This window comes from Rhodospirillales bacterium (assembly GCA_023898765.1).
Lineage (GTDB): Bacteria > Pseudomonadota > Alphaproteobacteria > Micavibrionales > Micavibrionaceae.
The window spans coordinates 682,356-707,653 of record CP060238.1; the positions used below are offsets into that span (position 1 = coordinate 682,356).

Genomic DNA, 25,298 nt, shown 5'->3' on the forward strand with positions numbered 1-25,298 from the left:
GGAAAAAAGCGCTCTAGACGCGGCTCGATATTCTTTTTCACAAAGGTAAATGAGGCCCTTGTATGAGGACCTGAAAAGAGAGATTTACCTGCGTACCCCATCCGAAACATGAACGAAGCGATTTAAGGAGAGGCAGTTTATGCCAACAATACAGCAATTGATCCGCGCCCCCCGCGCAAAAGGCGGTAAAAAGGCGATGAAATCCAAGAAAAACCGGGCGCTGGAAAGCAACCCGCAGGTTCGCGGCGTGTGTACGCGTGTTTACACGACAACGCCGAAAAAACCGAACTCTGCGCTGCGGAAAGTGGCCAAGGTCCGCCTGACGACGGGGCATGAGGTGATTTGTTATATTCCCGGCGAAGGCCACAACCTTCAGGAACACTCGGTCGTTCTTATCCAGGGAGGCCGGGTCAAGGACTTGCCGGGTGTGCGTTACCGGATTATCCGCGGCGCGCTGGATACGCAGGGCGTGAAAGACAGAAAAGGCGCCCGTTCCCGTTACGGAGCGAAACGGCCGAAATAAAGGATGAAACAGACCCCGGTTTTTTGCCGGAATGACAAGGAAAAGAAAGAATGAGCAGAAGGCGTAGAGCAGAGAAAAGAGAAATTTTACCCGATCCGAGATTCGGTGATGTCGTCCTGTCCAAATTCATGAACAGCATTATGGTGGACGGAAAGAAATCTGTGGCCGAAGGTATCGTTTACGGCGCGCTCGAGATTCTGGACAGCAAGGCCAAGGATGTCGACACCGGGGATGAAGGCACGGAAGAGGGTAAGGCTTCCGGCGGCACGGCCGGTGGCGCAAGCAAGGGCCTGCGTGTTTTTCACAAGGCGCTGAAACAGATCCGTCCGCAAGTGGAGGTCCGTTCCCGTCGTGTGGGGGGCGCAACCTACCAGATTCCGATGGAGGTCCGTTCCGAGCGCGCACAGGCGCTGGCGATCCGCTGGGTGATTCTTGCGGCGCGCAAACGCAGCGAATACACGATGGAAGAGCGCCTCGCGAACGAAATACTGGATGCGGCCAACGACCGCGGAAACGCCGTTAAAAAGCGGGACGATACGCATAAAATGGCCGAAGCCAACAAAGCCTTCGCGCATTACCGCTGGTAGAATTTTAAAGAAAAACCCCTAGAGAAAAACCTAAAGAAAAAAATGACAAACCCATCATTAGACGCCCCTATCGAACGCTACCGTAATTTCGGGATTATGGCGCATATCGATGCCGGTAAAACGACAACCACCGAGCGCGTTCTTTACTATTCCGGGAAATCCCACAAAATCGGGGAAGTGCATGATGGCGCCGCGACGATGGACTGGATGGAGCAGGAGCAGGAGCGCGGGATTACGATTACCTCCGCCGCCACGACGACTTTCTGGAAAGGTTCCGAGGGCGGAATTGCGCCGGGCGAAACCTTCCGCCTGAACATTATCGATACCCCCGGCCACGTGGACTTTACGATCGAGGTGGAGCGGAGCCTGCGCGTGCTGGATGGGGCCGTTTGCGTGCTGGACGGGAATGCCGGCGTGGAGCCTCAAACCGAAACTGTCTGGCGTCAGGGAGACAAATACAAGGTTCCGCGCGTAATTTTTGTCAATAAAATGGACAAGATCGGCGCGGATTTTTACGCTTCCGTTAAATCTATCATTGACCGTCTGGGAGCCGTTCCCCTTGTCATTCAGCTCCCGATCGGGGCTGAAAGCGATTTTGCCGGTGTGGTTGATCTCGTCAAAATGAAGGCGATTATCTGGAATGCCGAAACGCTGGGAGCCTCTTTCCAGGAGGAGGAAATTCCGGCGGACCTTGCCGATAAAGCGGCGGAATACCGCGAGAAGCTGATTGAAACGGCTGTCGAGCAGGACGATGCGGCCATGGAAGCCTATCTTGAAGGCAATGAGCCGGATGAAAAAACCCTCAAAGCCTGCATTCGCAAGGGAACGATCGCAGGGGCTTTCTATCCGACGATCTGCGGATCTGCCTTTAAAAACAAAGGGGTCCAGCCGATGCTGGATTGTGTTGTGGAATATCTCCCCTCCCCGCTGGATGTGGGCGTGATGAAAGGGAAGAAAGTGGACAGCGACGAAGACGATTCCCGTCCGTCCGATGCCAAGGCGCCATTTTCCGCGCTGGCTTTCAAGATTATGAACGACCCGTTCGTGGGGTCCCTGACATTCGCCCGTATCTATTCCGGGACGCTTGAGTCCGGGTCTTACGTGGTTAACTCTGTAAAAAACAATAAAGAGCGTATCGGGCGGATGTTGCTCATGCACTCCAACAACCGGGAAGAGATCAAGTCCGCAAGCGCCGGCGATATTGTCGCGCTGGTGGGCCTGAAAGACACCACAACGGGCGATACGCTCTGCGATCCGGCGCATCCCATCGTTCTGGAGCGGATGGAGTTTCCGGAGCCTGTGATCGAGATTGCGGTCGAGCCGAAGAGTAAGGCGGACCAGGAGAAAATGGGAATTGCCCTGCAGCGTCTGGCGGCCGAAGATCCTTCGTTCCGTGTGGCGGTCGATCATGAAAGCGGGCAGACGATCATCAAGGGGATGGGGGAACTCCATCTGGATATCCTTGTGGACCGGATGAAGCGCGAATTCAAGGTGGAAGCCAATATCGGCGCGCCGCAAGTGGCTTACCGTGAAACCATCACGAAAGAAGCTGAAGTCGACTACACCCACAAAAAACAAACGGGCGGCTCCGGTCAGTTTGCGCGGATACAGTTCAGGATTAAACCGGCTGAAAAAGGCGCGGGCTTTGTATTCGTCAACAGCGTTGTCGGCGGGAACATTCCAAAAGAATACATTCCCGGCGTTCAAAAAGGGATCGATCAGGCCAAGGAAACAGGCATTATCGCCGGCTTCCCCGTGATCGACTTCGAAATCGACCTGTTTGACGGGGCTTACCACGATGTGGACTCCAGTGTCATGGCTTTCGAAATTGCCGCGCGCGCCGCTTTCAAAGAGGCGATGCAAAAAGCGGGGCCCCAGTTGCTGGAGCCCATGATGCGGGTCGAGGTCGTGACGCCGGAAGAATATATGGGCGACATTATCGGCGATTTGAACTCGCGCCGCGGGCAGGTGTCTTCGATGGAAGAGCGCGGAAACGCAAAAGTCGTGACCGCGATGGTGCCGCTGGCCAATATGTTCGGGTATATCAATACGCTGCGCTCCATGTCGCAGGGACGGGCGAACTACTCCATGCTGTTCGATCATTACGAACCTGTGCCCAATGCCGTGGCGGAAGAAGTCAAAGCGAAGCTGGCGGGGTAGTATGACTGAGCAACCTGTAGAAATTTTGACAAGTTATTTTAAAGACACAGAAACAGTTGGGCGTCTTTTGAATGATGATCCGGTTCGGCCAAAACAGCATTGGACACAAGTTTCTTGTGGTTTCGGCGGGGCGTATATAACGAGTTTTGGGAAACTGGATATGCAAACTATTGCAGGTTTAAGAAAAGCGCCTGGTGTAGGGCTAAGATTTTAGGTAACTAGATAACCAGATAAACTAAGGAGAAGAAAAAATGTCTAAGGAAAAGTTTGAGCGGAACAAACCGCACTGCAATATCGGAACCATCGGTCACGTTGACCATGGAAAAACGACGCTGACGGCGGCGATTGCAAAATTTTACGGCGCGGGCGAGAGCGTGGACGCGATCGACAAGGCGCCGGAAGAAAAAGCCCGCGGTATTACGATTTCGACGGCGCACGTGGAATACGAAACGGAAAAACGTCACTATGCGCATGTGGACTGCCCCGGACACGCGGACTACGTGAAAAACATGATTACGGGCGCCGCGCAAATGGACGGCGGTATTCTGGTTGTGAACGCCGCGGACGGCCCGATGCCGCAAACCCGCGAGCACATCCTGCTGGCGCGTCAGGTGGGTGTTCCTGCTCTGGTTGTTTACCTGAACAAAGTGGATCAGGTGGACGATGAAGAACTGCTGGAACTGGTTGAGATGGAAGTGCGCGAACTGCTTTCCTCTTACGAATTCCCCGGAGACGATATTCCGATTATCAAAGGCTCCGCTTTGGCAGCCGTTGAAGGGCGCGATCCGGAGATTGGTGAGAACTCTATTAAAGAGCTGATGAAAGCCGTTGACGAGTACATTCCGCAGCCCGAGCGTCCGAAAGACAAACCTTTCCTGATGCCGATCGAGGACGTGTTCTCGATTTCCGGCCGTGGAACCGTTTGCACGGGCCGTGTAGAACAGGGCGTTGTGAATGTCGGTGACGAGGTCGAGATTGTGGGAATCAAAGACACGCAAAAAACGACGATCACGGGCGTTGAAATGTTCCGCAAACTTCTGGACAGCGGAGAAGCCGGCGACAATATCGGCGCGCTTTTGCGGGGAACGAAACGCGACGAAGTGGAGCGCGGTCAGGTTCTTTGCAAACCCGGCTCGATTACGCCGCACACGAAGTTCAAGGCCGAAGCCTATATCCTGTCGAAAGACGAAGGCGGCCGCCACACACCTTTCTTCAAAAACTACCGTCCCCAGTTTTACTTCCGGACAACGGACGTGACGGGTGAGGTGATTTTGCCTGAAGGAACGGAAATGGTGATGCCCGGCGATAACTGCGAGATGGAAGTGAACCTGATCGCGCCGATCGCGATGGATGAGGGCTTGCGTTTTGCTATCCGCGAAGGCGGCCGCACTGTCGGCGCCGGCGTTGTGGCAAAAATTATCGAGTAGATATTAAGGAACTTAGGAAGGCAGCGGAATAATGGACGCACAAACAATACGCATTCGCTTGAGAGCATTCGATCACCGTATCCTGGATACGTCGACGGGTGAGATTGTGAATACCGCCAAGCGCACAGGCGCCGGCGTGCGCGGCCCTATTCCGCTGCCGACCAGAAAAGAACGTTTTACGGTTTTGCGTTCACCGCACGTGGACAAAAAATCGCAGGAGCATTTCGAAATGCGCACGCACAAGCGCCTGATCGAAATTCTTGACCCGACACCGCAAACCGTCGATGCGCTGATGAAGCTGGATCTGGCGGCGGGTGTCGATGTCGAAATTAAAATCGGCCAGATGGCCGCGTAGGTTTTGAAACTGTCCTGTCGCATGGTGCGGCTGGATCTAAGGTGACCCGGGAAAGGCCACCCTCTGGAAGGAAAAAGAAAATGAGAACAGGTGTAATTGCACGTAAGGAAGGAATGACGCGGATCTTCTCTGAAGAGGGGCGCCGTATTCCTGTCACCGTGCTCAAAATTGACAATTGCCAGGTTACCGGGATTCGGGAAGAAGGAAAGCACGGCTATACGGCTGTGCAGCTTGGCGCCGGCGCGGCGAAGGTCAAGCAGACCTCCAAAGCCATGCGCGGCGTTTTCGCGGCCTCCAAGGTGGAGCCGAAGAAAAAAGTGGCCGAGTTCCGGGTCGATCCGGCAAATGTGCCGGAAGTGGGCGCGGAGATTGTCGCAAGCCATTTTGTGCCCGGCCAGTATGTCGATGTCTGCGGGACCTCTATCGGTAAGGGGTTTCAGGGCGGAATGAAGCGGCATAATTTCGGCGGGATGCGCGCCACGCACGGCGTATCCGTTTCTCACCGTGCTTTGGGCTCCACCGGTCAGTGTCAGGACCCCGGCAGGGTCTTTAAAGGCAAGAAAATGGCCGGTCACATGGGCGCGGCCCGCGTGACAACGCAGAGCCTTGAAGTTGTGGGCATTGATGAGGAAGACAATCTCGTTTTGATTAAAGGCTCCGTACCCGGTCCGAAGGATGGATGGGTTCTGGTGACAGACGCCGTGAAAAAAGCGCTGCCGAAAGAAGCTCCTCTCCCTGCCGGTGTCAAACAGGAGGCAAAGGCCGAGGCAAAAGCAGAGCCGGTTGTTGCTGCCGCGGATGCCGAAGAAACCGCCCCGGAACATGCTGAGGACAAGGAATAAAAACCATGAAAGTTGCCGTTAAAACACTTGAGAACAAGGCCGCCGGTGAAATAACGCTGGACGATGAGGTTTTTGGCGCAGACGTTCGTCAGGACCTCCTGCACCAGATGGTTAATTACCAGCTGAGCCGCCGTCAGGCCGGAACGCACAAAACCAAAGAACGTTCCGAAGTTGCCGGAACAGGTAAAAAGCCTTTCAAACAGAAAGGAACGGGCAGCGCCCGCCGGGGAGATAACAAACGCAATATCGACCGCGGCGGAGGGGTTGTGCACGGCCCGCGCGTTCGCTCCCATGCGATCGCAATGTCGAAAAACGTTCGCAAGCTTGCGATGAAAACGGCCCTGTCTTCCAAAGCAAAAGACGGAAAGCTTATCGTGATCGACGAGGCCAAAGCCAAGGACCACAAGACCAAACCGATGGCTGCCATGCTCGGCAAGTTCGGGTTCGGGTCCGCCGTGATCGTCGGCGGGAAAGAGATTGACCCGAATTTCGCGCGCGCCACGGCGAACCTTCCGGGAATCGATGTGCTGCCGTCCCAGGGGGCGAACGTGTATGACATTTTGCGCCGGGACACCCTGGTGCTGACAAAAGAAGCTGTCAGCGATCTGACAGAAAAACTGAAGGGTTAAAAATTATGGCTGCGAAGAAAAAAACAGAAGCGGCAGCGGCGGAGTGGATGTATGAAATCATCTCTCATCCCGTTGTGACCGAAAAATCCACGATGGGGTCCGAACACGGGCAGGTGACGTTTTGCGTACCGCTTTCCGCGTCGAAACCGCGGATTAAAACAGCTGTTGAAACGCTCTTCAAGGTGAAGGTAAAGGGCGTAAACACGCTGGTTCAAAAAGGAAAGACCAAACGTTTCAAAGGAATCCAGGCGCGGCGGAAAGATGTTAAAAAAGCGATCGTCTCTCTGGAAGAAGGTCAGACGATTGATGTTGGAACAGGAATTTAGGGATCAAGACCGATGGCACTGAAAAATTTTAAACCAAGAACGCCGGGCACACGTCAACTGGTTCAGGTTGACCGTTCGGGCTTGTATAAAGGTCAGGCGGAAAAAACCTTGCTGGAAGGCAAGAGAAAGTCCGGCGGACGGAACAATACGGGTCGCATTACCGTGCGTCACCGCGGCGGCGGGCATAAGCAGAAATACCGTGTGATCGACTGGAAGCGCCGCAAATACGATGTGGAGGCCACGGTCCTGCGTCTGGAATATGATCCGAACCGCACGGCTTACATTGCCCTGATTGAATATAAAGACGGCGAAAAAGCCTATATCGTGGCGCCCCAGCGTCTGCGGGTTGGCGATAAAGTCATCGCCGGGGACAAAGCGGATATCAAACCGGGCAATGCCATGCCGATGAAGGCGATGCCGGTCGGGACGATTATTCACAATCTTGAAATGAAGCCGGGGAAAGGCGCGCAAATGTGCCGCAGCGCCGGGACCTATGCGCAGCTTGTCGGCCGTGACCAGGGTTATGCCCAGGTGAAACTGGCCTCCGGCGAGCTTCGTACCGTGCATCAGGACTGCATGGCAACGGTCGGAGCCGTTTCCAACCCGGATCACATGAATACGAATGACGGAAAGGCCGGGCGCACCCGCTGGAAAGGCCGCCGTCCGAGTGTGCGCGGCGTGGTGATGAACCCGGTCGATCACCCGCATGGCGGTGGAGAAGGAAAATCCTCCGGCGGCCGTCATCCTGTCAGCCCGACAGGCGTTCCGGCGAAGGGATATAAGACACGTAAGAATAAAACGACCGATAAATACATCATTCGGAAAAGGAAGAAAAAATAATGGCTAGAAGTATCTGGAAAGGTCCGTTCGTAGACCGTCATCTTCTGAAGAAGGTAGAGGCGTTTCGCTCGGGCGCTCAAAAAGGGGTTGTGAAAACCTGGTCCCGCCGCTCTACGATTTTGCCGCAGATGATCGGCATTACCTTCGGGGTCCATAACGGGAACAAGTTTATTCCGGTTTTGGTTACGGACCAGATGATCGGTCACAAGCTCGGCGAGTTCGCGCCGACCCGGACCTATTACGGGCATGCGGCCGACAAGAAAGCGAAGAAATAAACATTTGAAGGTTTAAGGTTATGGGACAGACAGAAAACAAAAAACGAGCCGCCGATAACGAGGCGCGGGCAATGGCAAAGCATTTGCGGACCTCTCCGCAGAAGCTGAATCTGGTTGCACAGATGATCCGCGGAAAATCCGCCGGAAAAGCCCTCACGGATCTGGAATTTTCGCCCCGCCGGATCGCAAAAGCCGTGCATGAGGTTCTTAAGTCCGCCGTTTCCAACGCGGAAAACAATCACGGCCTGGATGTTGACCGCCTGTATGTTGCCGAAGCCTATGTCGGAAAAGACATTATGATGAAACGCTGGCGGGCGCGGGCGCGCGGGCGCAGCGCGAAGATTATGAAGCCTTTCAGCCGTCTGACGGTGGTGGTGCGCGAGCGCGAAGACGAAATGGTCAAAGCACCTGCCAAAAAAGCCGCGCCGAAGAAAACGGAAAGCAAAAAGACACCTGAGAAAAAAGAAGAAGCCAAAAAGGAAACCGCTCCAAAGAAGGCCGCGCCGAAGAAGACAGCAGAGAAGAAAGACACTGAGAAAAAGGCAACAGCCAAAAAGCCGGCGGCGAAGAAAGCGCCGGCCAAATCTACAAAGGCTGAAACAAAAAAGGATAAGGAATAGAAAATGGGTCAGAAGGTTAATCCAATCGGTATTCGCGTCGGGGTCAATCGCACATGGGATTCCCGCTGGTTTGACGATCGCAATTATGCGGACAAACTCGTTCAGGATCTTGAGCTGCGGAAATATGTTCAGGAAACGCTGAAACCTGCCGGTATTTCCAAGGTCATGGTTGAACGCGCCGCAAAAAATACGCGCGTCACGGTTTACACCGCGCGTCCGGGTATGATTATCGGCAAAAAAGGGGCAGACATCGAAAAACTGCGCGGGCAGCTCTCCAAGCGGGCCGGCAGCGATGTGGCTTTGAATATTGTCGAGATTCGTAAACCCGAAATTGATGCGCAGCTTGTGGCCGAAGGTGTTTGCCAGCAGCTTGAACGCCGCGTTTCTTTCCGCCGCGCCATGAAACGCGCGGTCCAGAGCACACAGCGTCTGGGCGGGCTTGGTATCCGGATTAACGTGGCCGGCCGTCTGGGCGGCGCGGATATTGCGCGGACGGAATGGTACCGCGAAGGCCGTGTGCCGCTGCATACGCTGCGCGCCGATCTGGATTACGGTTTTGCCGAAGCCCTGACCACTTACGGGATTATCGGGGTGAAGGTCTGGATCTATAAGGGCGAGGTAATGGCCCATGACCCGCTGGCCCGCGACAAACGGATGGACGAAGCGCAAGGCGGTATGCAGCGCCGGTAGAATATTTTTAACAGGATATACGGCATATAAATTACATAATTCTAAGTGATGGTATAAGACAATGTTACAGCCAAAGAAAACGAAATACAGAAAAGCCCATAAGGGGCGCATCCATGGAAATGCCAAAGGGGGCAGCAGCCTGGCTTTCGGCGCTTACGGCCTGAAAGCGGTATCGCCGGAGCGGATTACGGCCCGCCAGATCGAAGCGGCCCGCCGGACGATTGCACGCCACATCAAGCGGCAGGGGAAAATCTGGATTCGTATTTTTCCGGATGTGCCGGTTTCCAAAAAACCTCTGGAAGTGCGGCAGGGGAAAGGGAAAGGGTCCGTCGAATTCTGGGCCGCGCGTGTGAAGCCGGGCCGGATTATGTTCGAACTGGACGGCGTGCCGAAAGTTCTCGCGCAAGAGGCGCTGACGCTGGCGGCAGCCAAACTGCCTGTTGAAACGAAGTTTGTCGCCCGTCTGGGTGAATAAAAGAGAAAGAAGATAAGAAGGATTACGGTAATGAAAGCGGAAGAATTGAAAGGGAAGACGGTTGATGAACTGACGAAGATGCTGCTGGATCTTCGGAAAGGGCAGCTCAACCTGCGTTTCCAGCAATCCGGAGGACAGCTCGAGAATACGGCAGAGATTCGGAAAACCCGCCGCGAGATTGCCAGGGTGAAAACAATGATACGCCAGCAAGAAAAAGCTGCATAACAAGAATTGAAGGAGAAAAGTCATGCCACGCCGCGTTTTGGAAGGCACTGTTGTTAGCGATAAAATGGACAAGACCGTCACGGTTCTGGTCGAGCGCCGCTTCATGCATCCGATGTACAAAAAATATATCAAGAGCACGAACAAATACGCCGCGCATGATGAAAATAACGCTTTCAAGACCGGGGATCATATCCAGATCGTTGAATGTGCGCCCATTTCAAAGCGTAAATGCTGGCGTGTTATAACGGACGGCGTCGATGCGGCCCCCGCGAAAGAGGTGAAGCCGGACGCGAAGAAAGCAGCGCCGAAAAAAACGGCAGACAAGAAATCCGCGGCTAAAAAACCGGCCGCCAAAAAGACAACAACGAAGAAAAAAGAAGATTAGTCATGATCCAGATGCAATCAAATATGGAAGTTGCCGATAACTCGGGCGCTCGCCGCGTCGAGTGTATCAAGGTGATCGGCGGGTCGCACCGCCGCACTGCGAATATCGGCGATGTGGTGATCGTCTCCGTGAAGGAAGCCATTCCGCGCGGACGCGTCAAAAAAGGAGATGTGCAGCGCGCCGTCATCGTGCGGACAAAACACGGCCTGAACCGCGCGAACGGCGAAAAAATCTCTTTCGATACGAATAGCTGCGTGCTGATTAACGCGCAGGGCGAGCCGGTCGGTACCCGGATTTTCGGCCCTGTCACACGTGAGCTGCGCGGAAAAGGGTACATGAAAATTATTTCTCTGGCAGGGGAGGTCCTTTAAAATGTCTGCGCCTCAAAAAGTAAATAAAATGAAGGTTAAAAAAGGTGATTCCGTTGTCGTTATCGCCGGAAAAGACAAGGGCAAAAAAGGCGAGGTGCTGAAAGTTTTGACCGCAAAACGGCGCGTTATCGTACAGGGCGTGAACGTCGCGACAAAACACAAGAAGCCGACCCAGATGTCCCCGGGCGGAATTGAAAAAACGGAATTGTCGATTGACGTCTCCAACGTGGCGCTGGCCGACCCGAAAGGGGGCAAGGCCACCCGCGCAGGGTACAAGGTTTTAAAAGACGGTAAAAAAGTACGGATTGCCAAAAAATCCGGCGAAACGATTGATTAGATAAAAGGTAAGCAAGAGATGCAACCGCGTTATAAAGAGATTTACGAAAAAGATATCAGGCCCGCTTTGAAGGAAAAGCTCGGCATTCAAAACGATCTTCAGATTCCGAAGCTGGATAAGATCGTCATCAATATGGGTGTCGGCGATGCCACGCAGGACCGCAAGGCCGTGGAAAGCGCGGCGGAAGACCTGGCGCTTATTGCCGGTCAGAAGCCTGTTATCACGCGGGCCAAGAAATCCAATGCGGCGTTCAAAGTGCGCGAAGACATGGCGCTGGGATGCAAAGTGACGCTGCGCCGCGAGCAGATGTACGAATTTCTGGACCGGCTGATAACGATCGCCTTGCCGCGGGTGCGTGACTTTCGCGGCCTGAACGGCAAGAGCTTCGACGGGCGGGGGAACTACGCCATGGGGATTCAGGAACATATCGTGTTCCCGGAAATCAACTATGACAAGGTGGACAAAATCCGCGGCATGGACATCGTTATTTGCACGACCGCAAGCAATGATGCAGACGCAAAAGAATTACTGCGCGGCTTCAAGCTGCCTTTCAAGAATTGACGAGGAAAAAGGAAAGATAAATGGCAAAAAAATGTTCAATTGAACGGGATTTGAAGCGGCGCAAACGGGTCAAAAGTCTGGCCGGAAAACGTGCGGCGCTGAAAAAGATAATCGGCAACAAGGAAACAGGCATGGAAGAACGGTTTGCCGCCGTGCTGAAACTGGCTGAGTTGTCACGGGATTCGTCCAAGACGCGCGTTCGCAACCGCTGCGCTTTGAGCGGCCGCCCGCGCGCGCATCACCGGAAATTCCGCCTGTCGCGTATATCTGTAAGAGATTTGGCATCCAGAGGCGAACTGCCCGGTGTTACGAAAGCAAGTTGGTAGGAAGAGGATTTTGAACAATGACAATGAGTGATCCTTTAGGAGATATGTTGACCCGCATCCGGAACGGGGCGCAGGCGCGCAAAAGCGTGATAAACTGCCCATGGTCCAAACTGCGGGAGAATGTTTGCCGTGTTTTGCGGGACGAGGGATTTATCCGCGGTTTCAAGGTCGTGGAACTGGAAGGCAGCAAGAAAGACCTCAGAATCGAGCTGAAATACGATCAGGGCGAGTCTGCCATTCGCGAGATCAGCCGGGTGTCTTCGCCGGGCCAGCGGGTTTATTCGAGGATTAAAGACCTGCCGCCTTACTATAACGGTTTGGGTATTTCCGTCGTTTCTACGCCCCATGGCGTGATGGCGGATCATAAAGCCCGGTCTGAAAATGTCGGCGGAGAGGTTTTGTGCCGCGTCTTCTAGGGTAAAGTGAAGGCGAGAGCCATTGAGGAATGAAAAGGAAAAGAAGAGATGTCACGTATTGGAAATAAACCTGTTGCGGTTCCGGAAGGCGTCACGCTGGACGTGTCCGGCCAGAATGTGAAAGCAAAGGGCCCGAAAGGGGAACTCAGTCTGCGGGTGCATGACGAGGTGTCCGTGAAGATGGAAGACGGCGCAGCCGTTTTCGCGCCGCGTTCCAGATCCCTGCAGGCCAAAAAACTGTTTCCGACCATGCGGACGCTGGTGAACAACCTTGTGGTGGGCGTGACGGAGGGATATACAAAAAACCTCGAAATTCAGGGGGTCGGTTACCGGGCCAATATGCAGGGCAACAAGATCGTGATGCAGCTTGGTTTCAGCCATGACGTGGAGTATGAAATTCCCCAAGGCGTCCAGGTGGCCGTCGATAAACAAACCCTCATCAGCGTGAGCGGAATCGACAAACAGCTGGTCGGGCAGGTGGCCGCGAAAATCCGCGGTTACAAACCGCCGGAGCCATATAAGGGAAAAGGTATTCGCTATAAAGACGAATATGTTTTGCGCAAAGAGGGTAAGAAGAAGTAATGAAACGTTTAAACGCAAATACAAAAAGAAAATTCGGAACGCGCAAAAAGCTGCGGAACGTGAATATCAACCAGAATGCCGTGCGTGAAATTCGCCCGCGCCTGTCCGTGCACCGCACGAACAAGCAGGTCTACGCGCAGGTGATCGATGACCTGAAAGGGGTGACCGTCGCGGCGGCTTCCAGCCTGGACAAGGAGTTGAAGCTGAAAAACGGCGGCAATGCCGAAGCTGCGCAGGCGGTCGGAAAGCTTCTGGCGGAGCGCGCGAAAAAAGCGGGCGTGAAGAAGGTTCAGTTTGACCGCGGTGAATTTTTGTATCATGGCCGGGTGAAAGCCCTGGCAGAGGGCGCCCGTGAAGGCGGCGTGGATTTTTAAAAAGTCAAAGACGACGACAAATTTTTTAAGGAGTATCTGAAGAATGGCAAGAGCTGAAGAAAGACACCACAACGAAGAGAGCGAGTTTCATGAGAAACTTGTCGCGGTAAACCGTGTGGCCAAAGTGGTCAAAGGGGGTCGCCGTTTCGGTTTTGCCGCTTTGGTGGTTGTCGGGGACGGAAAAGGCCGTGTGGGCTCAGGCCACGGAAAAGCCAAGGAAGTGCCGGAAGCGATTCGGAAGGCAACGGAAGCGGCAAAGCGCAGCATGATCCGCGTGCCGCTGCGGGACGGCCGGACCCTTCACCATGACGTTGAGGGGATCTTCGGCGCCGGAAAAATCCATCTGCGCAGCGCTCCGAGCGGAACAGGCGTTATCGCTGGCGGTCCTTTGCGGGCGATTTTCGATGCGCTGGGCGTGCAGGACGTGGTGGCCAAATCGCTCGGTTCCAGCAATCCTTACAACATGGTGAAAGCGACTCTGGAAGCTCTGAAAACGATGCAGAGCCCGCGCCAGATTGCGGCGCGGCGCGGCAAAAAAGTGAGCGAAGTGGTTGCGCAACGTGAAATCTCTCGTCCCAGCGGCGAGATGAGCGGCGAAACGGCAACGGCTGAAGACAAAGCGTAGAGGGAATAGTTATTATGGCTGAAGAAAAGAAAACAACCAAAAAGGCGACGCCGGCGGCTTCCAAAAAAGCAGCGCCTAAAAAGGCTGCAGCGAAAAAACCGGCGGCAAAAAAAGCAGCCGGTAAAACCGTAACGGTGACACAGACAGGGTCTTCGATAGGCCGTTATGACTATCAGAAGGCCACGCTTGTCGGTTTGGGGCTGGGGAGAATCGGGCGGACAAAAACGCTGGAAGATACGCCGTCTGTGCGCGGAATGATTAACAAAGTCAGCCACTTGATCAAAGTGGATGACGCGGCTTAAGGGATTTTAGGGCAATGAAACTGAATGAATTAAAACCGAATAAAGGGGCAACGCCTGCAGGAAAACGTGTCGGGCGCGGTATTGGCTCCGGTAAAGGGAAAACCTGCGGGTCCGGCCAAAAAGGTCAGAAATCCCGCTCCGGCGTGGCCATCAAAGGCTTTGAAGGCGGGCAGATGCCCCTCTACCAGCGTTTGCCCAAACGCGGATTTAAAAACAAATTTGCCAGATCCTATACGGAACTGACGCTCGCGAGGCTGCAGGCGGCGCTGGATAAAAAGCTGGTCGATGCCAAGGACACGCTCGATGAAGACGCCTTGGTGAAAGCGAAAATTATCCGCCGCAAAAAAGACGGCGTGCGGCTTCTGGCCAAAGGTGAGCTGAAAACCAAGGTGAATCTGAAGCTTTCCGGCGCCACCAAGGGCGCCATCGAAGCCGTTGAAAAAGCGGGCGGAAAGGTCGAGATCATTCAAATCGAAGTCGCGCCGATCGCGCGTAAAAAAGCCTCCTAGCGTTTTTTAAAGACGGGTTTTTCTATAACCCCCGCTTTTTTTGCGGGGGTTATTTTTTGTCCTATAAGCGCTTGTCTGCCCTTCGTAAATTCTCTATATCTTCATAAGTTTCAAATTAAGGATAACTTTTATGACGTCTGCCATTGAACAACTGGCGAAAAACGCAAACTGGGGTGCTTTTTCCAAGGCCACGGAGCTGAAACAGCGTATTATGTTCGTGCTGGGGGCGCTTCTGGTTTACCGCCTCGGGACCTATATTCCCGTGCCGGGAATCGATCCCGTGATCTGGGAGGAAATCTATTCCCAAAAAGGCGGCGGCATTCTGGATATGTTCAACATGTTTTCCGGCGGGGCGTTGCAGCGCATGACGATCTTTGCGCTGAACATCATGCCTTATATTTCGGCCTCCATTATTATGCAGCTTGGGACGGCGATGTCGCCCAAACTCGAAGCGCTCAAAAAAGAAGGCGAGAGCGGACGGGTCAAGATTAACCAGTACACGCGTTTCCTGACGGTTATTCTGGCAGCCATCCAGTCTTATGGCCTGGCGGTCGGCCTGGAAGGCATGCAAAGCTCTTCCGGCGCGGCCGTGATCGATCCGGGCATCTTCTTCCGTCTTTCAACCGTTATAACGATTGTCGGCGGAACGGTCTTCCTGATGTGGCTGGGCGAACAAATTACGCAGCGCGGGGTCGGGAACGGCATCTCCCTGATTATCTTCGCGGGGATCGTGGCCGGTATGCCGCGCGCTATCGGCTCGACTCTGGAACTGGGCCGTCAGGGGCAGTTTAATTTGCTGGAACTCCTTTTCCTTGTGGGCATGGTTATCGGCGCCATTTCATTGATCGTCTTTATGGAGCGGGCCCAGCGCCGCGTGGTGGTGCAGTATCCCAAGCGCCAGATGGGCAACCAGATGCAGATGGGGCAGCAAAACCATATTCCGCTCAAACTGAATACGTCCGGCGTTATTCCGCCCATTTTTGCTTCTTCCCTGCTGCTTTTGCCTTTGACCATCGTGGGCTTTACCGGCACGGAAGGGGGCGATATTACCGCCACGATCGCCCGTTTTTTACAGCACGGGCAGCCGGTCTATATGCTGCTTTACGGCGGCCTGATCCTGTTTTTTGCATTTTTCTACACGGCGATCGTTTTCAATCCGGAAGAAAATGCGGAGATGCTGCGTAAATACGGCGGTTTTGTCCCCGGCATCCGCCCCGGAAAACATACGGCGGATTACCTGGACCATGTTTTAACGCGGGTGACGGCTATTGGCGGGTTATACCTTGTCTTTATCTGCCTGCTGCCGGAATTTATGATTTCGCAATACAGCCTGCCCTTTTATTTCGGCGGCACCTCCTTGCTCATTGTGGTGACGGTGACGATGGATACGGTCGCGCAGGTGCACTCGCACATGATTGCGCACCAATATGAAGGGCTGATTAAAAAAGCAAAACTCAGAGGAACAGGGAGACGCGGACGATGAATATTATTCTGATTGGCCCGCCGGGGGCCGGAAAAGGCACGCAGGCTGCTTTTATACAGGACAAATACGGGCTGAAGCAGCTTTCGACCGGCGATATGCTCCGTGCGGAAGTCTCCGCCGGGTCCGAGCTTGGGAAAAAAGCCAAGGCCATCATGGATCGCGGGGAACTGGTTTCCGATGAAATTATCGTCGATATGATCGCGGCGCGGCTGGAACAGCCGGATTGCGCGAGCGGCGCTATTTTTGACGGTTTTCCCCGCACGGTCGATCAGGCGCAGGCGCTGGACGCCATGCTGGAGGATAAGGGAAAGCCCTTAAGCGCCGTGATCCAGATCATCGTGGATGAAGACGAACTCGTCGGACGGCTCAATACCCGTATCCGTCAGGCCAAGGAAGCCGGTCAGGAAGTCCGGGCGGACGATAACGAAGAAACGCTGCGCAAGCGCCTTGAGGTGTATCGTAACCAGACCGCGCCGATTATCCCTTATTACGAGGCAGTGGGGATTATGAGCAAGGTGGACGGCATGGCGCCGATTGACGATGTTTCCGAACAAATCGACGGATTTTTGAAAGCGGCGCAGGCGGCGTAAAAATAGCTGTTGACGGCTCGGGCAAAATCCCTATAATGCGCGCATTCTAAGACCCCTGCGCGTATTTTGCTTTTGCGTAAAAGTGAGTGTTTTCAGGGTTTTGGGAGTGTAGATGCTGATATTACGGCATCGTTTGAGATAACCGAAAAAAGGATGAAAACATGGCCCGTATAGCAGGGGTAAATATTCCTGACCGCAAGCGCGTCACAATCGCACTGACCTATATCCACGGGATAGGCCGGCAAAAAGCGCGGGATATTTGTGAAGAAGCAGGCGTCAGCACAGCCCGCCGCATGAACGATTTAAGCGAAGACGAACTGAACAATATTCGCGCGATCATCGATTCCGGCAAATATATAATTGAAGGGGAGCTTCGCCGCGAAGTGTCCATGAATATCAAGCGTTTGATGGATATGGCCTGTTATCGGGGCCTGCGCCATCGTAAACACCTTCCTGTCCGCGGCCAGCGTACGCGCACCAACGCCCGGACCCGTAAAGGTCCCGCGAGGCCGATCGCCGGTAAAAAACAGGTTACGAAGTAAGGAATAAAGACTCATGGCAAAACCAGCAGTAAAAAAACCGGGTAAGAAGGTTAAAAAGAATATCACGTCCGGCAGGGTGCACGTGGTTTCGACCTTCAACAATACGATCATTACGATTACGGATGATCAGGGCAATACCGTGTCGTGGTCTTCCGCCGGCATGATGGGCTTTAAAGGGTCGCGGAAATCCACGCCTTTTGCCGCTCAGGTGGCCGCAGAAGATGCAGGCCGCAAAGCACAGGAACACGGGATGAAAGAACTGGACGTCCAGGTGAAGGGACCGGGATCCGGACGTGAATCGGCCTTGCGTGCTTTGAACTCGATCGGCTTTATCATTCGTTCCATTAAAGATATTACGCCGATCCCGCACAACGGATGCCGTCCGCGGAAAAGACGCCGCGTTTAACGAACAGGAAAAGAGAGAGAAGAGGATAAGACCTTGATACAGAAAAACTGGCAGGAACTCATTAAACCGTCCAAAATCGATATCAATCACGGGGCCGATTCAAAAGTAAGCGGAAAAATCGTCGCGGAACCGCTGGAGCGCGGGTTTGGCCTCACGCTCGGAAACGCGCTGCGCCGTATTTTGCTTTCCTCCCTGCAAGGGGCGGCCGTAACGGCGATCCAGATTGAAGGCGTGTTGCATGAATTCTCTTCGATTGAAGGGGTTCGCGAAGACATCACGGACATTATTCTGAACGTAAAGGCCATCGCCGTGCGCATGCATGTGGAAGGACCGAAGAAAATGCGCCTGTCCGTCGAAGGCCCTTGCGAAGTCACGGCCGGTATGATTGAAGCCGGCGCGGATATCGAAATCATGAACCCCGAGCTGGTTATCTGCACGCTGGATAAAGGGGCAAAACTCAACATGGAAATGACGGTGAATACAGGGAAGGGGTACCGTCCGGCGGCGCAAAACCGTCCGGAAGAGTCCCCTGTCGGCCTGATCCCCGTCGATTCCGTTTTCTCGCCGGTGCGTAAAGTCACCTATGAAGTCGAAGATACGCGGGTCGGACAAATCACGGACTACGATAAACTGACGCTGCAGATCGAAACCAACGGCGTTATTTCGCCCGAAGATGCGGTGGCTTTTGCCTCCCGCATTATGCAGGACCAGCTTCAGGTCTTTGTAAACTTCGACGAGCCCAAAGGCGAAGTGCATCAGGAAGAAGAAGACGAACTGCCGTTCAACAAAAACCTTCTGCGGAAAGTGGACGAACTGGAACTGTCCGTCCGCAGCGCCAATTGCCTGAAAAACGACAATATCCTTTATATCGGCGATCTGGTGAAGCGCAGCGAAAGCGATATGCTCCGCACGCCGAATTTTGGACGGAAATCTCTGAACGAGATCAAGGAAGTTCTGACCGCGATGGGCGTTCATCTGGGCATGCAGGTCGAAGGATGGCCGCCCGAGAATATCGAAGAACTGGCCAAAAAACTGGATGACCCCTTTAACTCCTAAGGGCAAAACCGGAAATTATATTTGTAAGGAATAAAAGCCATGAAACACGGCGTTAAACAAAGAAAACTGAACCGGAAAAGCCCTCACCGGCAGGCGATGTTCGCGAATATGGCGGCGGCGCTGGTAAAGCACGAGCAGATCACGACGACCCTGCCCAAAGCCAAAGAGCTTCGTCCTCTTGTTGAAAAGCTCATTACATGGGGCAAAAAGGCGCGGGCCAACCCGGAAAACGCGCTGGCAAACCGCCGTGAGGTGATGTCCAGACTGCGGGATCAAACGCAGACCCGCAAGATCTTCGATACGCTGGCCGAACGGTATGAAGGCCGCGAAGGCGGCTATTGCCGGATCATGAAAGCCGGTTTCCGCTACGGCGACAATGCGCCGATGGCCGTTATTGAGCTGGTGGACCGCGATGAAAGCGCCAAAGGTCAGGACAGCGGCCCTGTCTTTGATGAAGACGGTGAGGAAATCACCGCCGAAGCGCCTGTCGAAGAAAAGCCAAGAGCCAAGAAAAAGAAAACGGCTTAAAGCCTTTCCAGAGTTGAAAATTCAAAACGGCCCCGCAAGGGCCGTTTTTTGTTAAAGGATCAGGCGACTTTCCGCTGCGCGTAAACGTAATCCGCAGAAGGAAATTTGCGCCGGCGCACTTCCTGCGCGTATTGTTTGACGGACTCTTCCATCACGGGGGAAAGATCGGCATAGCTTTTGACGAATTTCGGTTTCTTGCCGCCCGCCGTCAGGCCGAGCATATCTTCCGTAACAAGAATTTGCCCGTCGCACGCGGCGCTGGCGCCGATGCCGATGGTGGGAACAGGCACTGCCGCAGTAATGGCGGCGGCCAGCGGTTCGGCGATACCTTCAAGGACGATCGAAAAAGCCCCGGCCGCTGCGATATCCTGTCCGTCTTTCAGAATCTTTTTGGCTTCGGAGTCTTCGTGCCCCCGCGCCTGGTACCCCCCCAGCGTATGAACGCTTTGCGGCTGCAGGCCTATATGCCCCATCACAGGAATTCCGCGCTGCGCCAGATAGGAAACCGTCTTGCTCATTTCCGTGCCGCCCTCAAGCTTGACGCCGGCGCATCCCGTTTCCTTTAAAAGGCGGGCGGCATTGCGGAAGGCCGCTTCCCTGCTTTCCTGATAGGAGCCGAAGGGCATATCCACGACAACGCAGGCCTGTGTGCTCGCCCGCACAACGGCGGCGCCATGGCGGATCATCATCTCCATATCCGCGCCGAGCGTGGAGTCCATGCCGTAAAGCACCATGGCCATGCTGTCGCCCACGAGGAGAACGTCACAATGCGGGTCCAGCAATTGCGCCATTGGCGCCGTATAGGCCGTCAGGCAGACGAGAGGGGTCCGTTCGCCCTTGTTTTGGATAATTTGCGTAATGCTCTTTCTTGTCATAGAGCCACATAACCACAGCTTGAATTGCCGTGTAAACCATTTTTCTGCCATAGTTCTGTCTTGCCCTTGCCCTCTTCCCGCATTAATTTCTTCCGCTATGGGACAGACGATTCTCAAATTTATAGCCGTTGTTTTTATCCTGATCGGGGCAAGCGCGTTTGCGCAGGAGCGGGAGATCCCCTCCAGCCGCGAACAGGTGGTGTTTTCCTACGCGCCGCTGGTAAAAAAAATCTCTCCAGCGGTGGTGAATATTTACACCAAGCGCGTGGTGACAAAGCGGGTAAGCCCCTTCGGGAACGATCCTTTTTTTGAACGGTTTTTTGGCGGCGCCGACGGGATAGGCGGCCTGACGCGCCGGCAGGTGGAAAGCGCTTTGGGCTCGGGTCTGATTATCGAGCCGGAGGGCGTTGTGATTACAAACGCGCATGTGGTGAAAGATGCGCAGGAAATCTCCGTGGTCCTGCCGGACGGGCGGGAGTTTGACGCCGGATTGTCCTTGCTGGACGAGCGGTCCGACCTGGCGGTGCTGCGCGCAGACACAAAAGGGGAAAAACTTCCCTTTGCGCATTTGAAGCCCAGCGAGACGATTGAAGTCGGAGACATTGTCCTTGCCATCGGGAATCCCTTCGGGGTGGGGCAGAGCGTCAGCAGCGGCATTGTGTCGGCTTTGGCGCGCTCCTCTTTGAATATCAATGCCTTCGATTTCTTTATCCAGACGGATGCGGCGATTAACCCCGGCAATTCAGGCGGGCCGCTGGTGGCGATGGATGGCGGCGTTGTCGGAATTAATACGGCGATTTTCTCCCGCAGCGGCGGAAGCCTTGGAATCGGTTTCGCCATTCCCTCCGAAATGGTGGCCACGGTGGTGGCGGCGGAAAAAAGCGGGGCCGGCAGCGCCGGTGTCGTTCGTCCGTGGATTGGCGTTTCAGGGCAGCAGGTCACCGCCGACATTGCGGAGTCTCTGGAGATAGACCGTCCGGCGGGGGTCCTTGTCACGAAGCTGCACCGCGCAAGCCCGGCCCTGAAAGCCGGCATAAGGGTCGGTGACGTGGTGACCTCGGTCAACGGCAAAAAAATCAAAAATCTTGCCGAAATGAAATTCCGTCTGGCCACGGTGCCGCTCGGCCAGAACGCCGGAATGGACGTTTTACGGAAAGGAAAGGCGCTTAAGTTTGAGGTGGAAGCGATCGCGCCGCCGGAAGTGCCGCCGCGCGATGAAGTGACCCTTGAAGGGCCGCATCCTTTGAACGGGGCGAAGATTGCGAATATCAGCCCGGCGGTTTCGGTCGAACTGGGGCTTTCGACGGGGCTTGAAGGCGTTGTCGTCATGGCGGCCGAGCGCGGCACGCAGGCGGGCCGTTTTGTCAAATCCGGCGATGTCATCATGGGGATCAACGGCAGCGAAACGGGCAGCGTAAAAGACGTAACCCGCGCTCTGGAGCAGGCCGTCCGGCAGGGGAACGGCTTTAGCCTGATGGTCGACCGCGGCGGCCGCAAGAGCCGGATTGTTATTCGGTAGAAGGGATTAGGACTCGCTTTTCCCGTTTGTTCCTTCTATGTTCCTTTTATGAATGCTCCATTTCCTCCCATTTTCGTGATTTCCCTTTCCGGCGCGGAGGAAAGGCGTTCCGGCATGGCGGAAAAGCTGCGGTCCCTGGGGCTGGACTTCGAATTTTTTGACGCGGTGGACGGGCGCAAAACGGACGTTCTGGCCCAGCCCCTTTATCACGCCCGAAAACGCGCCCTGTATTTCGGCAAGCATTTAACGGGGGGAGAATGGGGCTGCTTTTTATCCCACAAGGCTCTTTACGAAAAGATTTGCGCGGAAAATATAGCGCGGGCGATTATTTTCGAGGATGACGCCATTCCGGACGACAGGTTCCCGGAGGTCCTGAAAACGATTCTGCAGAAAGAAATATCCTTTGATGTCATCCGTTTTATGGGCAGCCCCAAAATCGAGCGCAAAGGCTACCGGAAAATCACGCCTTTGAGCGAAGGCTTCTGGCTTGGACGCCTGCCGTCCGTTCATGGCGGCGCGCATGCCTATATGGTGTCAAAGGAGGGCGCGCAAAAACTGCTTTCTTATATGGCGCGCAAAAAGGTGGCCTATCCGATCGACACGATCTTGGGACGCTGCTGGGAAACGGGCGTCAACGCTTACGCGGTCAACCCGATTGTGCGGCAGGATTTGTCCCTGGACTCCGCCATCGGGGAAGAGCGCTTTAACAAGGCCAGCGACCTGCGCGGCCTCGCAAAAGCGGTTTATCCTTTGACCCGTTCTTATTACAAGATTGCGGAACATGTGGGAAAAAGGCGCGTTTTTGCGGCCTCCTGTCGCGCCGACAAGGCTTTGGGGGGCGCGCATGAATAATTTGTTTCCTTTGGAAGAGGAACAGGCGGACTCAAGCGATCTTCAAAGCCCGCTGGCGGACCGCCTGCGCCCGAAACATCTTGAAGAGGTTGTCGGGCAGGACCACCTGCTGGGCGAAGAAGGCGCGCTGCGCCGGATGCTGGAGGGCGGGACGTTGTCTTCCCTGATCCTCTGGGGGCCGCCGGGCTGCGGGAAGACGACGCTGGCGCGCATTATCGCCGGCTATACGGATTGCCATTTTGAACAGCTTTCGGCCATTTTTTCCGGTGTCGGGGATCTGAAAAAAGTGTTTGAAGCGGCGCGCATCCGGCGCAAAAACGGGAAGAGGACCCTCCTGTTCGTGGATGAAATCCACCGATTCAACAAGGCGCAGCAGGACGCCTTTTTGCCTGTGATGGAAGACGGCACGATTACGCTCATCGGGGCGACGACGGAAAATCCGTCTTTTGAACTCAATTCCGCCCTTTTATCGCGGGGGCAGGTGTTCGTTCTCAAGCGTCTGGAGGAGGCCGCGCTGGAGAGGCTTCTCAAACGGGCGGAAGACGCGGCCGGAAAGAAACTGAACCTGACGCCGGAGGCCAGGGAGACTCTTCTGGCCATGGCGGACGGGGACGGGCGCTATGCTTTATCCCTGGCCGAGAAAGTCCTGGCGCAGGAGACAGAGCTGGACCGCGAGGCCCTCTCCCGCCTGCTTCAGCGCCGCGCGCCGCTCTACGATAAAAAGGACGAGGGGCATTACAATCTCATCAGCGCCCTGCACAAATCCGTCCGCGGAAGCGACACCGATGCGGCCTTGTACTGGTTTGCGCGGATGCTGGCGGGCGGAGAAGACCCGCGTTATATCGCGCGGCGGCTCACCCGTATGGCGGTGGAGGATATCGGGCTGGCGGAGCCGAATGCGCTGCCTCAATGTGTGGCCGCGTGGGAAGCATATGAACGGCTGGGCAGCCCGGAAGGGGAACTCGCGCTGGCGCAGGCGCTTGTGTATCTGGCCACCGCACCCAAATCCAACGCGGCCTACGCGGCGATCAACAAGGCGATGAAAACGGCGAAGGAAACAGGCTCCCTCATGCCGCCCAGGCATATCCTGAACGCGCCGACAAAACTGATGAAGGACGAAGGCTATGGCGCGGGATACCAGTACGATCCCGATACCAAGGAAGGGTTTTCCGGCCAGAATTATTTTCCCGATGACATGGCGCGGCAAACATTCTACGATCCGCCCGAGCGCGGGTTTGAGCGGGACATCCGCAAACGCCTCGATTACTGGGCGAAGCTGAGAGAGAAGAAAAAGAATGGATAGGCCATTATGAACATGATTTTCGCGATTGCGGCAGGCGGCGCGATGGGAGCGGTTTTACGGCATTTCGCGGGCGCGGCGTCCCTGCATCTTTTCGGTTCCGGGTTTCCGTGGGGCACGTTGATTGTGAATGTGGGCGGGTCTTTCGTGATGGGCGTCCTGATCGCCGCTTTTGCGCATTTCGGAAACCCCTCGCAGGAAGTCCGGGGCTTTTTAACGGTGGGCCTTCTGGGCGCGCTGACGACCTTTTCCACCTTTTCTCTGGATACGGCGACCTTGTGGGAACGCGGCGATATATTGGAGGCAGGCGGGTATGTCCTGATCTCTGTGAGCGCGTCCATTGGGGCGCTGTTTGCGGGGCTGTATCTCGTGAGGCAAATGGTTTCATGAGCGGCGGCGTTCAACATGTGGAAGTCTCCAGGGACGACGACGGGCAGCGGCTGGACCGCTGGCTGCAAAAACAGGGGCTTCCCTTTTTCATTATCCAGAAAGTCATTCGAAAAGGGCAGGTGCGGGTGGACGGAAAACGTGCCAAGGCAAACCAGCGTCTTGTCGCGGGGCAGGATGTGCGCGTGCCGCCTTTCGTCCCGCAGGACAAGGATGCAAAACCGGAACTGTCCGAGGCGGACCGCGCTTTTATCAAATCTCTGGTGATTTATGACGAAGGCGGAATAGTCGCCCTGAACAAACCTGCCGGCCTTGCCACGCAGGGCGGAACGAATATCAGGCACCATATCGACGGCATGCTGGACGGGCTGGCAGACAAAGACGGGGTGCGCCCCCGCCTTGTCCACCGTCTGGACAAGGATACGTCCGGCCTCTTGCTTCTGGCGCGCTCGGCGGAGATGGCGCGGGAACTGGGCAGGATTTTTCAAGGGCACCATATCCGGAAAATTTACTGGGCGGTTACCGTGCCGGCGCCGGAAATGAATGAAGGGACCATCCGCGCCCCCCTTCGGAAAGCCGGCGCGCCGGGCAATGAAAAAACGATTGTCGATCCCGAAGACGGGCAGGAAGCGACAACCCTTTTTGAAGTCGTCGAGCGGGCCGGAAAAAAAGCCGCTTTTGTCGCCTTCTGGCCGCGCACGGGCCGGACCCATCAGGTGCGCGTTCACGCGGCCTATATGAACTGCCCTTTGTTGGGGGACGGAAAATACGGCGGACGGGCGGCCAGTCTGGACGGGCTTGATCTGGTGCGCAGGGTTCATCTTCACGCGCGGCAGATTTCGTTTTTTCATCCCGTAAGCCAGAAGAGAATTTCCATTCAGGCCCCCCTGCCGCCGGACCTTCAAAAGACGTGGGCGACTTTGGGATTCGACGCGCGCGGCGGCGATCGCGTTTTTGCAGATATTCAGCTTTCCCGGTAAAGGCAGGGGGGCTATATT

38 protein-coding genes are annotated in these 25,298 nt (G+C 55.1%); 37 read left to right on the forward strand and 1 reads right to left on the reverse strand.

Annotated features, from left to right (window positions below; all coding sequences use genetic code 11):
* The first annotated feature begins 139 nt into the window (after positions 1 to 139).
* The 32 genes from H6853_03220 (at position 140) to rplQ (ending at position 19,367) form a co-directional block, all read left to right on the forward strand.
* Positions 140 to 523: a 30S ribosomal protein S12 gene (locus H6853_03220; protein ID USO04294.1), complete on the forward strand. Its 384-nt coding sequence runs from the start codon at positions 140 to 142 to the stop codon at positions 521 to 523.
* Between the two features lie 50 nt (positions 524 to 573).
* Positions 574 to 1,110 (forward strand): 30S ribosomal protein S7, encoded by a 537-nt coding sequence (gene rpsG, locus H6853_03225; GenBank protein ID USO04295.1) that lies wholly within the window; start codon positions 574 to 576, stop codon positions 1,108 to 1,110.
* Between the two features lie 42 nt (positions 1,111 to 1,152).
* Positions 1,153 to 3,270 carry an elongation factor G gene (gene fusA / locus H6853_03230; GenBank protein USO04296.1) on the forward strand — a complete coding sequence of 706 codons (2,118 nt, stop codon included), beginning with the start codon at positions 1,153 to 1,155 and terminating at the stop codon, positions 3,268 to 3,270.
* Position 3,271: 1 nt separating this feature from the next.
* Positions 3,272 to 3,484 carry a hypothetical protein gene (locus tag H6853_03235; GenBank protein ID USO04297.1) on the forward strand — a complete coding sequence of 71 codons (213 nt, stop codon included), beginning with the start codon at positions 3,272 to 3,274 and terminating at the stop codon, positions 3,482 to 3,484.
* Between the two features lie 37 nt (positions 3,485 to 3,521).
* Positions 3,522 to 4,697, forward strand: a complete 1,176-nt coding sequence (gene tuf / locus H6853_03240; protein USO04298.1) for an elongation factor Tu — start codon at positions 3,522 to 3,524, stop codon at positions 4,695 to 4,697.
* A gap of 31 nt (positions 4,698 to 4,728) precedes the next feature.
* Positions 4,729 to 5,052 (forward strand): 30S ribosomal protein S10, encoded by a 324-nt coding sequence (gene rpsJ, locus H6853_03245; protein USO04299.1) that lies wholly within the window; start codon positions 4,729 to 4,731, stop codon positions 5,050 to 5,052.
* Positions 5,053 to 5,132: 80 nt separating this feature from the next.
* On the forward strand, positions 5,133 to 5,894 hold the full coding sequence (gene rplC, locus H6853_03250; protein USO04300.1) for a 50S ribosomal protein L3: 762 nt from the start codon (positions 5,133 to 5,135) through the stop codon (positions 5,892 to 5,894).
* Positions 5,895 to 5,899: 5 nt separating this feature from the next.
* On the forward strand, positions 5,900 to 6,523 hold the full coding sequence (rplD, locus tag H6853_03255) for a 50S ribosomal protein L4 (protein USO04301.1): 624 nt from the start codon (positions 5,900 to 5,902) through the stop codon (positions 6,521 to 6,523).
* A gap of 5 nt (positions 6,524 to 6,528) precedes the next feature.
* Entirely contained in the window at positions 6,529 to 6,849 is a 321-nt protein-coding gene (locus H6853_03260) for a 50S ribosomal protein L23 (protein USO04302.1), read from the forward strand.
* A 12-nt stretch (positions 6,850 to 6,861) separates the two neighbouring features.
* Positions 6,862 to 7,689, forward strand: a complete 828-nt coding sequence (rplB, locus tag H6853_03265) for a 50S ribosomal protein L2 (GenBank protein ID USO04303.1) — start codon at positions 6,862 to 6,864, stop codon at positions 7,687 to 7,689.
* Positions 7,689 to 7,964: a 30S ribosomal protein S19 gene (gene rpsS / locus H6853_03270; protein USO04304.1), complete on the forward strand. Its 276-nt coding sequence runs from the start codon at positions 7,689 to 7,691 to the stop codon at positions 7,962 to 7,964. Before rplB ends, rpsS begins: the two co-directional genes overlap by 1 nt.
* Positions 7,965 to 7,984: 20 nt before the next feature.
* Positions 7,985 to 8,584, forward strand: a complete 600-nt coding sequence (rplV, locus tag H6853_03275) for a 50S ribosomal protein L22 (GenBank protein USO04305.1) — start codon at positions 7,985 to 7,987, stop codon at positions 8,582 to 8,584.
* A gap of 3 nt (positions 8,585 to 8,587) precedes the next feature.
* Positions 8,588 to 9,274: a 30S ribosomal protein S3 gene (gene rpsC, locus H6853_03280; GenBank protein USO04306.1), complete on the forward strand. Its 687-nt coding sequence runs from the start codon at positions 8,588 to 8,590 to the stop codon at positions 9,272 to 9,274.
* Between the two features lie 61 nt (positions 9,275 to 9,335).
* The gene (gene rplP, locus H6853_03285; GenBank protein ID USO04307.1) at positions 9,336 to 9,749 is read left to right on the forward strand and encodes a 50S ribosomal protein L16; all 414 of its coding nucleotides are present in this window, start codon (positions 9,336 to 9,338) and stop codon (positions 9,747 to 9,749) included.
* Positions 9,750 to 9,779: 30 nt separating this feature from the next.
* On the forward strand, positions 9,780 to 9,974 hold the full coding sequence (gene rpmC, locus H6853_03290) for a 50S ribosomal protein L29 (GenBank protein USO04308.1): 195 nt from the start codon (positions 9,780 to 9,782) through the stop codon (positions 9,972 to 9,974).
* A 22-nt stretch (positions 9,975 to 9,996) separates the two neighbouring features.
* The gene (rpsQ, locus tag H6853_03295; protein USO04309.1) at positions 9,997 to 10,359 is read left to right on the forward strand and encodes a 30S ribosomal protein S17; all 363 of its coding nucleotides are present in this window, start codon (positions 9,997 to 9,999) and stop codon (positions 10,357 to 10,359) included.
* A 2-nt stretch (positions 10,360 to 10,361) separates the two neighbouring features.
* On the forward strand, positions 10,362 to 10,730 hold the full coding sequence (rplN, locus tag H6853_03300) for a 50S ribosomal protein L14 (protein USO04310.1): 369 nt from the start codon (positions 10,362 to 10,364) through the stop codon (positions 10,728 to 10,730).
* A 28-nt stretch (positions 10,731 to 10,758) separates the two neighbouring features.
* The gene (gene rplX, locus H6853_03305) at positions 10,759 to 11,067 is read left to right on the forward strand and encodes a 50S ribosomal protein L24 (GenBank protein USO04311.1); all 309 of its coding nucleotides are present in this window, start codon (positions 10,759 to 10,761) and stop codon (positions 11,065 to 11,067) included.
* Positions 11,068 to 11,085: 18 nt separating this feature from the next.
* The gene (gene rplE / locus H6853_03310; protein ID USO04312.1) at positions 11,086 to 11,628 is read left to right on the forward strand and encodes a 50S ribosomal protein L5; all 543 of its coding nucleotides are present in this window, start codon (positions 11,086 to 11,088) and stop codon (positions 11,626 to 11,628) included.
* A gap of 20 nt (positions 11,629 to 11,648) precedes the next feature.
* Entirely contained in the window at positions 11,649 to 11,954 is a 306-nt protein-coding gene (gene rpsN, locus H6853_03315; GenBank protein ID USO04313.1) for a 30S ribosomal protein S14, read from the forward strand.
* A 17-nt stretch (positions 11,955 to 11,971) separates the two neighbouring features.
* Positions 11,972 to 12,370 (forward strand): 30S ribosomal protein S8, encoded by a 399-nt coding sequence (rpsH, locus tag H6853_03320; protein USO04314.1) that lies wholly within the window; start codon positions 11,972 to 11,974, stop codon positions 12,368 to 12,370.
* A 48-nt stretch (positions 12,371 to 12,418) separates the two neighbouring features.
* The gene (gene rplF, locus H6853_03325; protein USO04315.1) at positions 12,419 to 12,952 is read left to right on the forward strand and encodes a 50S ribosomal protein L6; all 534 of its coding nucleotides are present in this window, start codon (positions 12,419 to 12,421) and stop codon (positions 12,950 to 12,952) included.
* Positions 12,952 to 13,326, forward strand: a complete 375-nt coding sequence (gene rplR, locus H6853_03330; protein ID USO04316.1) for a 50S ribosomal protein L18 — start codon at positions 12,952 to 12,954, stop codon at positions 13,324 to 13,326. Before rplF ends, rplR begins: the two co-directional genes overlap by 1 nt.
* 43 nt (positions 13,327 to 13,369) lie before the next feature.
* Positions 13,370 to 13,951: a 30S ribosomal protein S5 gene (rpsE, locus tag H6853_03335; GenBank protein ID USO04317.1), complete on the forward strand. Its 582-nt coding sequence runs from the start codon at positions 13,370 to 13,372 to the stop codon at positions 13,949 to 13,951.
* A gap of 14 nt (positions 13,952 to 13,965) precedes the next feature.
* Complete coding sequence (gene rpmD / locus H6853_03340; protein ID USO04318.1) at positions 13,966 to 14,253, forward strand: 50S ribosomal protein L30; 288 nt, start codon at positions 13,966 to 13,968, stop codon at positions 14,251 to 14,253.
* A gap of 14 nt (positions 14,254 to 14,267) precedes the next feature.
* Positions 14,268 to 14,762: a 50S ribosomal protein L15 gene (locus H6853_03345; protein USO04319.1), complete on the forward strand. Its 495-nt coding sequence runs from the start codon at positions 14,268 to 14,270 to the stop codon at positions 14,760 to 14,762.
* Between the two features lie 130 nt (positions 14,763 to 14,892).
* Positions 14,893 to 16,245, forward strand: a complete 1,353-nt coding sequence (gene secY, locus H6853_03350) for a preprotein translocase subunit SecY (protein ID USO04320.1) — start codon at positions 14,893 to 14,895, stop codon at positions 16,243 to 16,245.
* A complete protein-coding gene (locus H6853_03355) occupies positions 16,242 to 16,835 on the forward strand; it encodes an adenylate kinase (protein ID USO04321.1) in 594 nt (197 codons plus the stop codon). The genes secY and H6853_03355 overlap by 4 nt, the downstream gene beginning before the upstream one ends.
* 161 nt (positions 16,836 to 16,996) lie before the next feature.
* On the forward strand, positions 16,997 to 17,377 hold the full coding sequence (gene rpsM, locus H6853_03360; protein USO04322.1) for a 30S ribosomal protein S13: 381 nt from the start codon (positions 16,997 to 16,999) through the stop codon (positions 17,375 to 17,377).
* A gap of 13 nt (positions 17,378 to 17,390) precedes the next feature.
* The gene (gene rpsK / locus H6853_03365) at positions 17,391 to 17,783 is read left to right on the forward strand and encodes a 30S ribosomal protein S11 (protein ID USO04323.1); all 393 of its coding nucleotides are present in this window, start codon (positions 17,391 to 17,393) and stop codon (positions 17,781 to 17,783) included.
* Positions 17,784 to 17,816: 33 nt separating this feature from the next.
* Positions 17,817 to 18,839: a DNA-directed RNA polymerase subunit alpha gene (locus H6853_03370; GenBank protein ID USO04324.1), complete on the forward strand. Its 1,023-nt coding sequence runs from the start codon at positions 17,817 to 17,819 to the stop codon at positions 18,837 to 18,839.
* A gap of 39 nt (positions 18,840 to 18,878) precedes the next feature.
* A complete protein-coding gene (gene rplQ, locus H6853_03375) occupies positions 18,879 to 19,367 on the forward strand; it encodes a 50S ribosomal protein L17 (GenBank protein USO04325.1) in 489 nt (162 codons plus the stop codon).
* A 59-nt stretch (positions 19,368 to 19,426) separates the two neighbouring features.
* Here rplQ and panB read toward each other — a convergent pair whose 3' ends face one another.
* Positions 19,427 to 20,293: a 3-methyl-2-oxobutanoate hydroxymethyltransferase gene (gene panB, locus H6853_03380; GenBank protein USO04326.1), complete on the reverse strand. Its 867-nt coding sequence runs from the start codon at positions 20,291 to 20,293 to the stop codon at positions 19,427 to 19,429.
* A 58-nt stretch (positions 20,294 to 20,351) separates the two neighbouring features.
* On the opposite strand from panB, the gene H6853_03385 reads away from it, so the two are divergent.
* From H6853_03385 to H6853_03405, 5 genes are read left to right on the forward strand one after another with little or no spacing between them, the layout of a single operon-like run.
* Positions 20,352 to 21,761, forward strand: coding sequence for a Do family serine endopeptidase (locus H6853_03385; GenBank protein USO04587.1), 1,410 nt, complete (start codon positions 20,352 to 20,354; stop codon positions 21,759 to 21,761).
* A 48-nt stretch (positions 21,762 to 21,809) separates the two neighbouring features.
* Positions 21,810 to 22,613 carry a glycosyltransferase family 25 protein gene (locus H6853_03390; protein USO04327.1) on the forward strand — a complete coding sequence of 268 codons (804 nt, stop codon included), beginning with the start codon at positions 21,810 to 21,812 and terminating at the stop codon, positions 22,611 to 22,613.
* Positions 22,606 to 23,916, forward strand: coding sequence for a replication-associated recombination protein A (locus H6853_03395; GenBank protein ID USO04328.1), 1,311 nt, complete (start codon positions 22,606 to 22,608; stop codon positions 23,914 to 23,916). Before H6853_03390 ends, H6853_03395 begins: the two co-directional genes overlap by 8 nt.
* Before the next feature lie 6 nt (positions 23,917 to 23,922).
* A complete protein-coding gene (gene crcB / locus H6853_03400) occupies positions 23,923 to 24,303 on the forward strand; it encodes a fluoride efflux transporter CrcB (GenBank protein USO04329.1) in 381 nt (126 codons plus the stop codon).
* Positions 24,300 to 25,280: an RluA family pseudouridine synthase gene (locus H6853_03405; GenBank protein USO04330.1), complete on the forward strand. Its 981-nt coding sequence runs from the start codon at positions 24,300 to 24,302 to the stop codon at positions 25,278 to 25,280. Before crcB ends, H6853_03405 begins: the two co-directional genes overlap by 4 nt.
* Positions 25,281 to 25,298: the final 18 nt, after the last annotated feature.

Bases quoted from the DNA above. Each gene is read 5' to 3' on its own strand.
- H6853_03390 (USO04327.1), top strand. From the start codon at position 21,810: ATGAATGCTCCATTTCCTCCCATTTTCGTGATTTCCCTTTCCGGCGCG.
- rplV (USO04305.1), top strand. From the start codon at position 7,985: ATGGGACAGACAGAAAACAAAAAACGAGCCGCCGATAACGAGGCGCGG.
- panB (USO04326.1), bottom strand. From the start codon at position 20,293: ATGGCAGAAAAATGGTTTACACGGCAATTCAAGCTGTGGTTATGTGGC.
- rpsK (USO04323.1), top strand. From the start codon at position 17,391: ATGGCAAAACCAGCAGTAAAAAAACCGGGTAAGAAGGTTAAAAAGAAT.
- rplB (USO04303.1), top strand. From the start codon at position 6,862: ATGGCACTGAAAAATTTTAAACCAAGAACGCCGGGCACACGTCAACTG.
- rpsJ (USO04299.1), top strand. From the start codon at position 4,729: ATGGACGCACAAACAATACGCATTCGCTTGAGAGCATTCGATCACCGT.
- rpsH (USO04314.1), top strand. From the start codon at position 11,972: ATGACAATGAGTGATCCTTTAGGAGATATGTTGACCCGCATCCGGAAC.
- rplC (USO04300.1), top strand. From the start codon at position 5,133: ATGAGAACAGGTGTAATTGCACGTAAGGAAGGAATGACGCGGATCTTC.
- rpsE (USO04317.1), top strand. From the start codon at position 13,370: ATGGCAAGAGCTGAAGAAAGACACCACAACGAAGAGAGCGAGTTTCAT.
- rplE (USO04312.1), top strand. From the start codon at position 11,086: ATGCAACCGCGTTATAAAGAGATTTACGAAAAAGATATCAGGCCCGCT.
- rplR (USO04316.1), top strand. From the start codon at position 12,952: ATGAAACGTTTAAACGCAAATACAAAAAGAAAATTCGGAACGCGCAAA.
- rplP (USO04307.1), top strand. From the start codon at position 9,336: ATGTTACAGCCAAAGAAAACGAAATACAGAAAAGCCCATAAGGGGCGC.
- secY (USO04320.1), top strand. From the start codon at position 14,893: ATGACGTCTGCCATTGAACAACTGGCGAAAAACGCAAACTGGGGTGCT.
- rpsM (USO04322.1), top strand. From the start codon at position 16,997: ATGGCCCGTATAGCAGGGGTAAATATTCCTGACCGCAAGCGCGTCACA.
- rplF (USO04315.1), top strand. From the start codon at position 12,419: ATGTCACGTATTGGAAATAAACCTGTTGCGGTTCCGGAAGGCGTCACG.
- rplX (USO04311.1), top strand. From the start codon at position 10,759: ATGAAGGTTAAAAAAGGTGATTCCGTTGTCGTTATCGCCGGAAAAGAC.
- rplQ (USO04325.1), top strand. From the start codon at position 18,879: ATGAAACACGGCGTTAAACAAAGAAAACTGAACCGGAAAAGCCCTCAC.
- rpsC (USO04306.1), top strand. From the start codon at position 8,588: ATGGGTCAGAAGGTTAATCCAATCGGTATTCGCGTCGGGGTCAATCGC.
- rpmD (USO04318.1), top strand. From the start codon at position 13,966: ATGGCTGAAGAAAAGAAAACAACCAAAAAGGCGACGCCGGCGGCTTCC.
- H6853_03260 (USO04302.1), top strand. From the start codon at position 6,529: ATGGCTGCGAAGAAAAAAACAGAAGCGGCAGCGGCGGAGTGGATGTAT.
- tuf (USO04298.1), top strand. From the start codon at position 3,522: ATGTCTAAGGAAAAGTTTGAGCGGAACAAACCGCACTGCAATATCGGA.
- rpsQ (USO04309.1), top strand. From the start codon at position 9,997: ATGCCACGCCGCGTTTTGGAAGGCACTGTTGTTAGCGATAAAATGGAC.
- rpmC (USO04308.1), top strand. From the start codon at position 9,780: ATGAAAGCGGAAGAATTGAAAGGGAAGACGGTTGATGAACTGACGAAG.
- H6853_03220 (USO04294.1), top strand. From the start codon at position 140: ATGCCAACAATACAGCAATTGATCCGCGCCCCCCGCGCAAAAGGCGGT.
- fusA (USO04296.1), top strand. From the start codon at position 1,153: ATGACAAACCCATCATTAGACGCCCCTATCGAACGCTACCGTAATTTC.
- rpsG (USO04295.1), top strand. From the start codon at position 574: ATGAGCAGAAGGCGTAGAGCAGAGAAAAGAGAAATTTTACCCGATCCG.
- crcB (USO04329.1), top strand. From the start codon at position 23,923: ATGAACATGATTTTCGCGATTGCGGCAGGCGGCGCGATGGGAGCGGTT.
- H6853_03345 (USO04319.1), top strand. From the start codon at position 14,268: ATGAAACTGAATGAATTAAAACCGAATAAAGGGGCAACGCCTGCAGGA.
- H6853_03405 (USO04330.1), top strand. From the start codon at position 24,300: ATGAGCGGCGGCGTTCAACATGTGGAAGTCTCCAGGGACGACGACGGG.
- rplD (USO04301.1), top strand. From the start codon at position 5,900: ATGAAAGTTGCCGTTAAAACACTTGAGAACAAGGCCGCCGGTGAAATA.
- H6853_03355 (USO04321.1), top strand. From the start codon at position 16,242: ATGAATATTATTCTGATTGGCCCGCCGGGGGCCGGAAAAGGCACGCAG.
- rpsS (USO04304.1), top strand. From the start codon at position 7,689: ATGGCTAGAAGTATCTGGAAAGGTCCGTTCGTAGACCGTCATCTTCTG.
- rpsN (USO04313.1), top strand. From the start codon at position 11,649: ATGGCAAAAAAATGTTCAATTGAACGGGATTTGAAGCGGCGCAAACGG.
- rplN (USO04310.1), top strand. From the start codon at position 10,362: ATGATCCAGATGCAATCAAATATGGAAGTTGCCGATAACTCGGGCGCT.
- H6853_03395 (USO04328.1), top strand. From the start codon at position 22,606: ATGAATAATTTGTTTCCTTTGGAAGAGGAACAGGCGGACTCAAGCGAT.
- H6853_03235 (USO04297.1), top strand. From the start codon at position 3,272: ATGACTGAGCAACCTGTAGAAATTTTGACAAGTTATTTTAAAGACACA.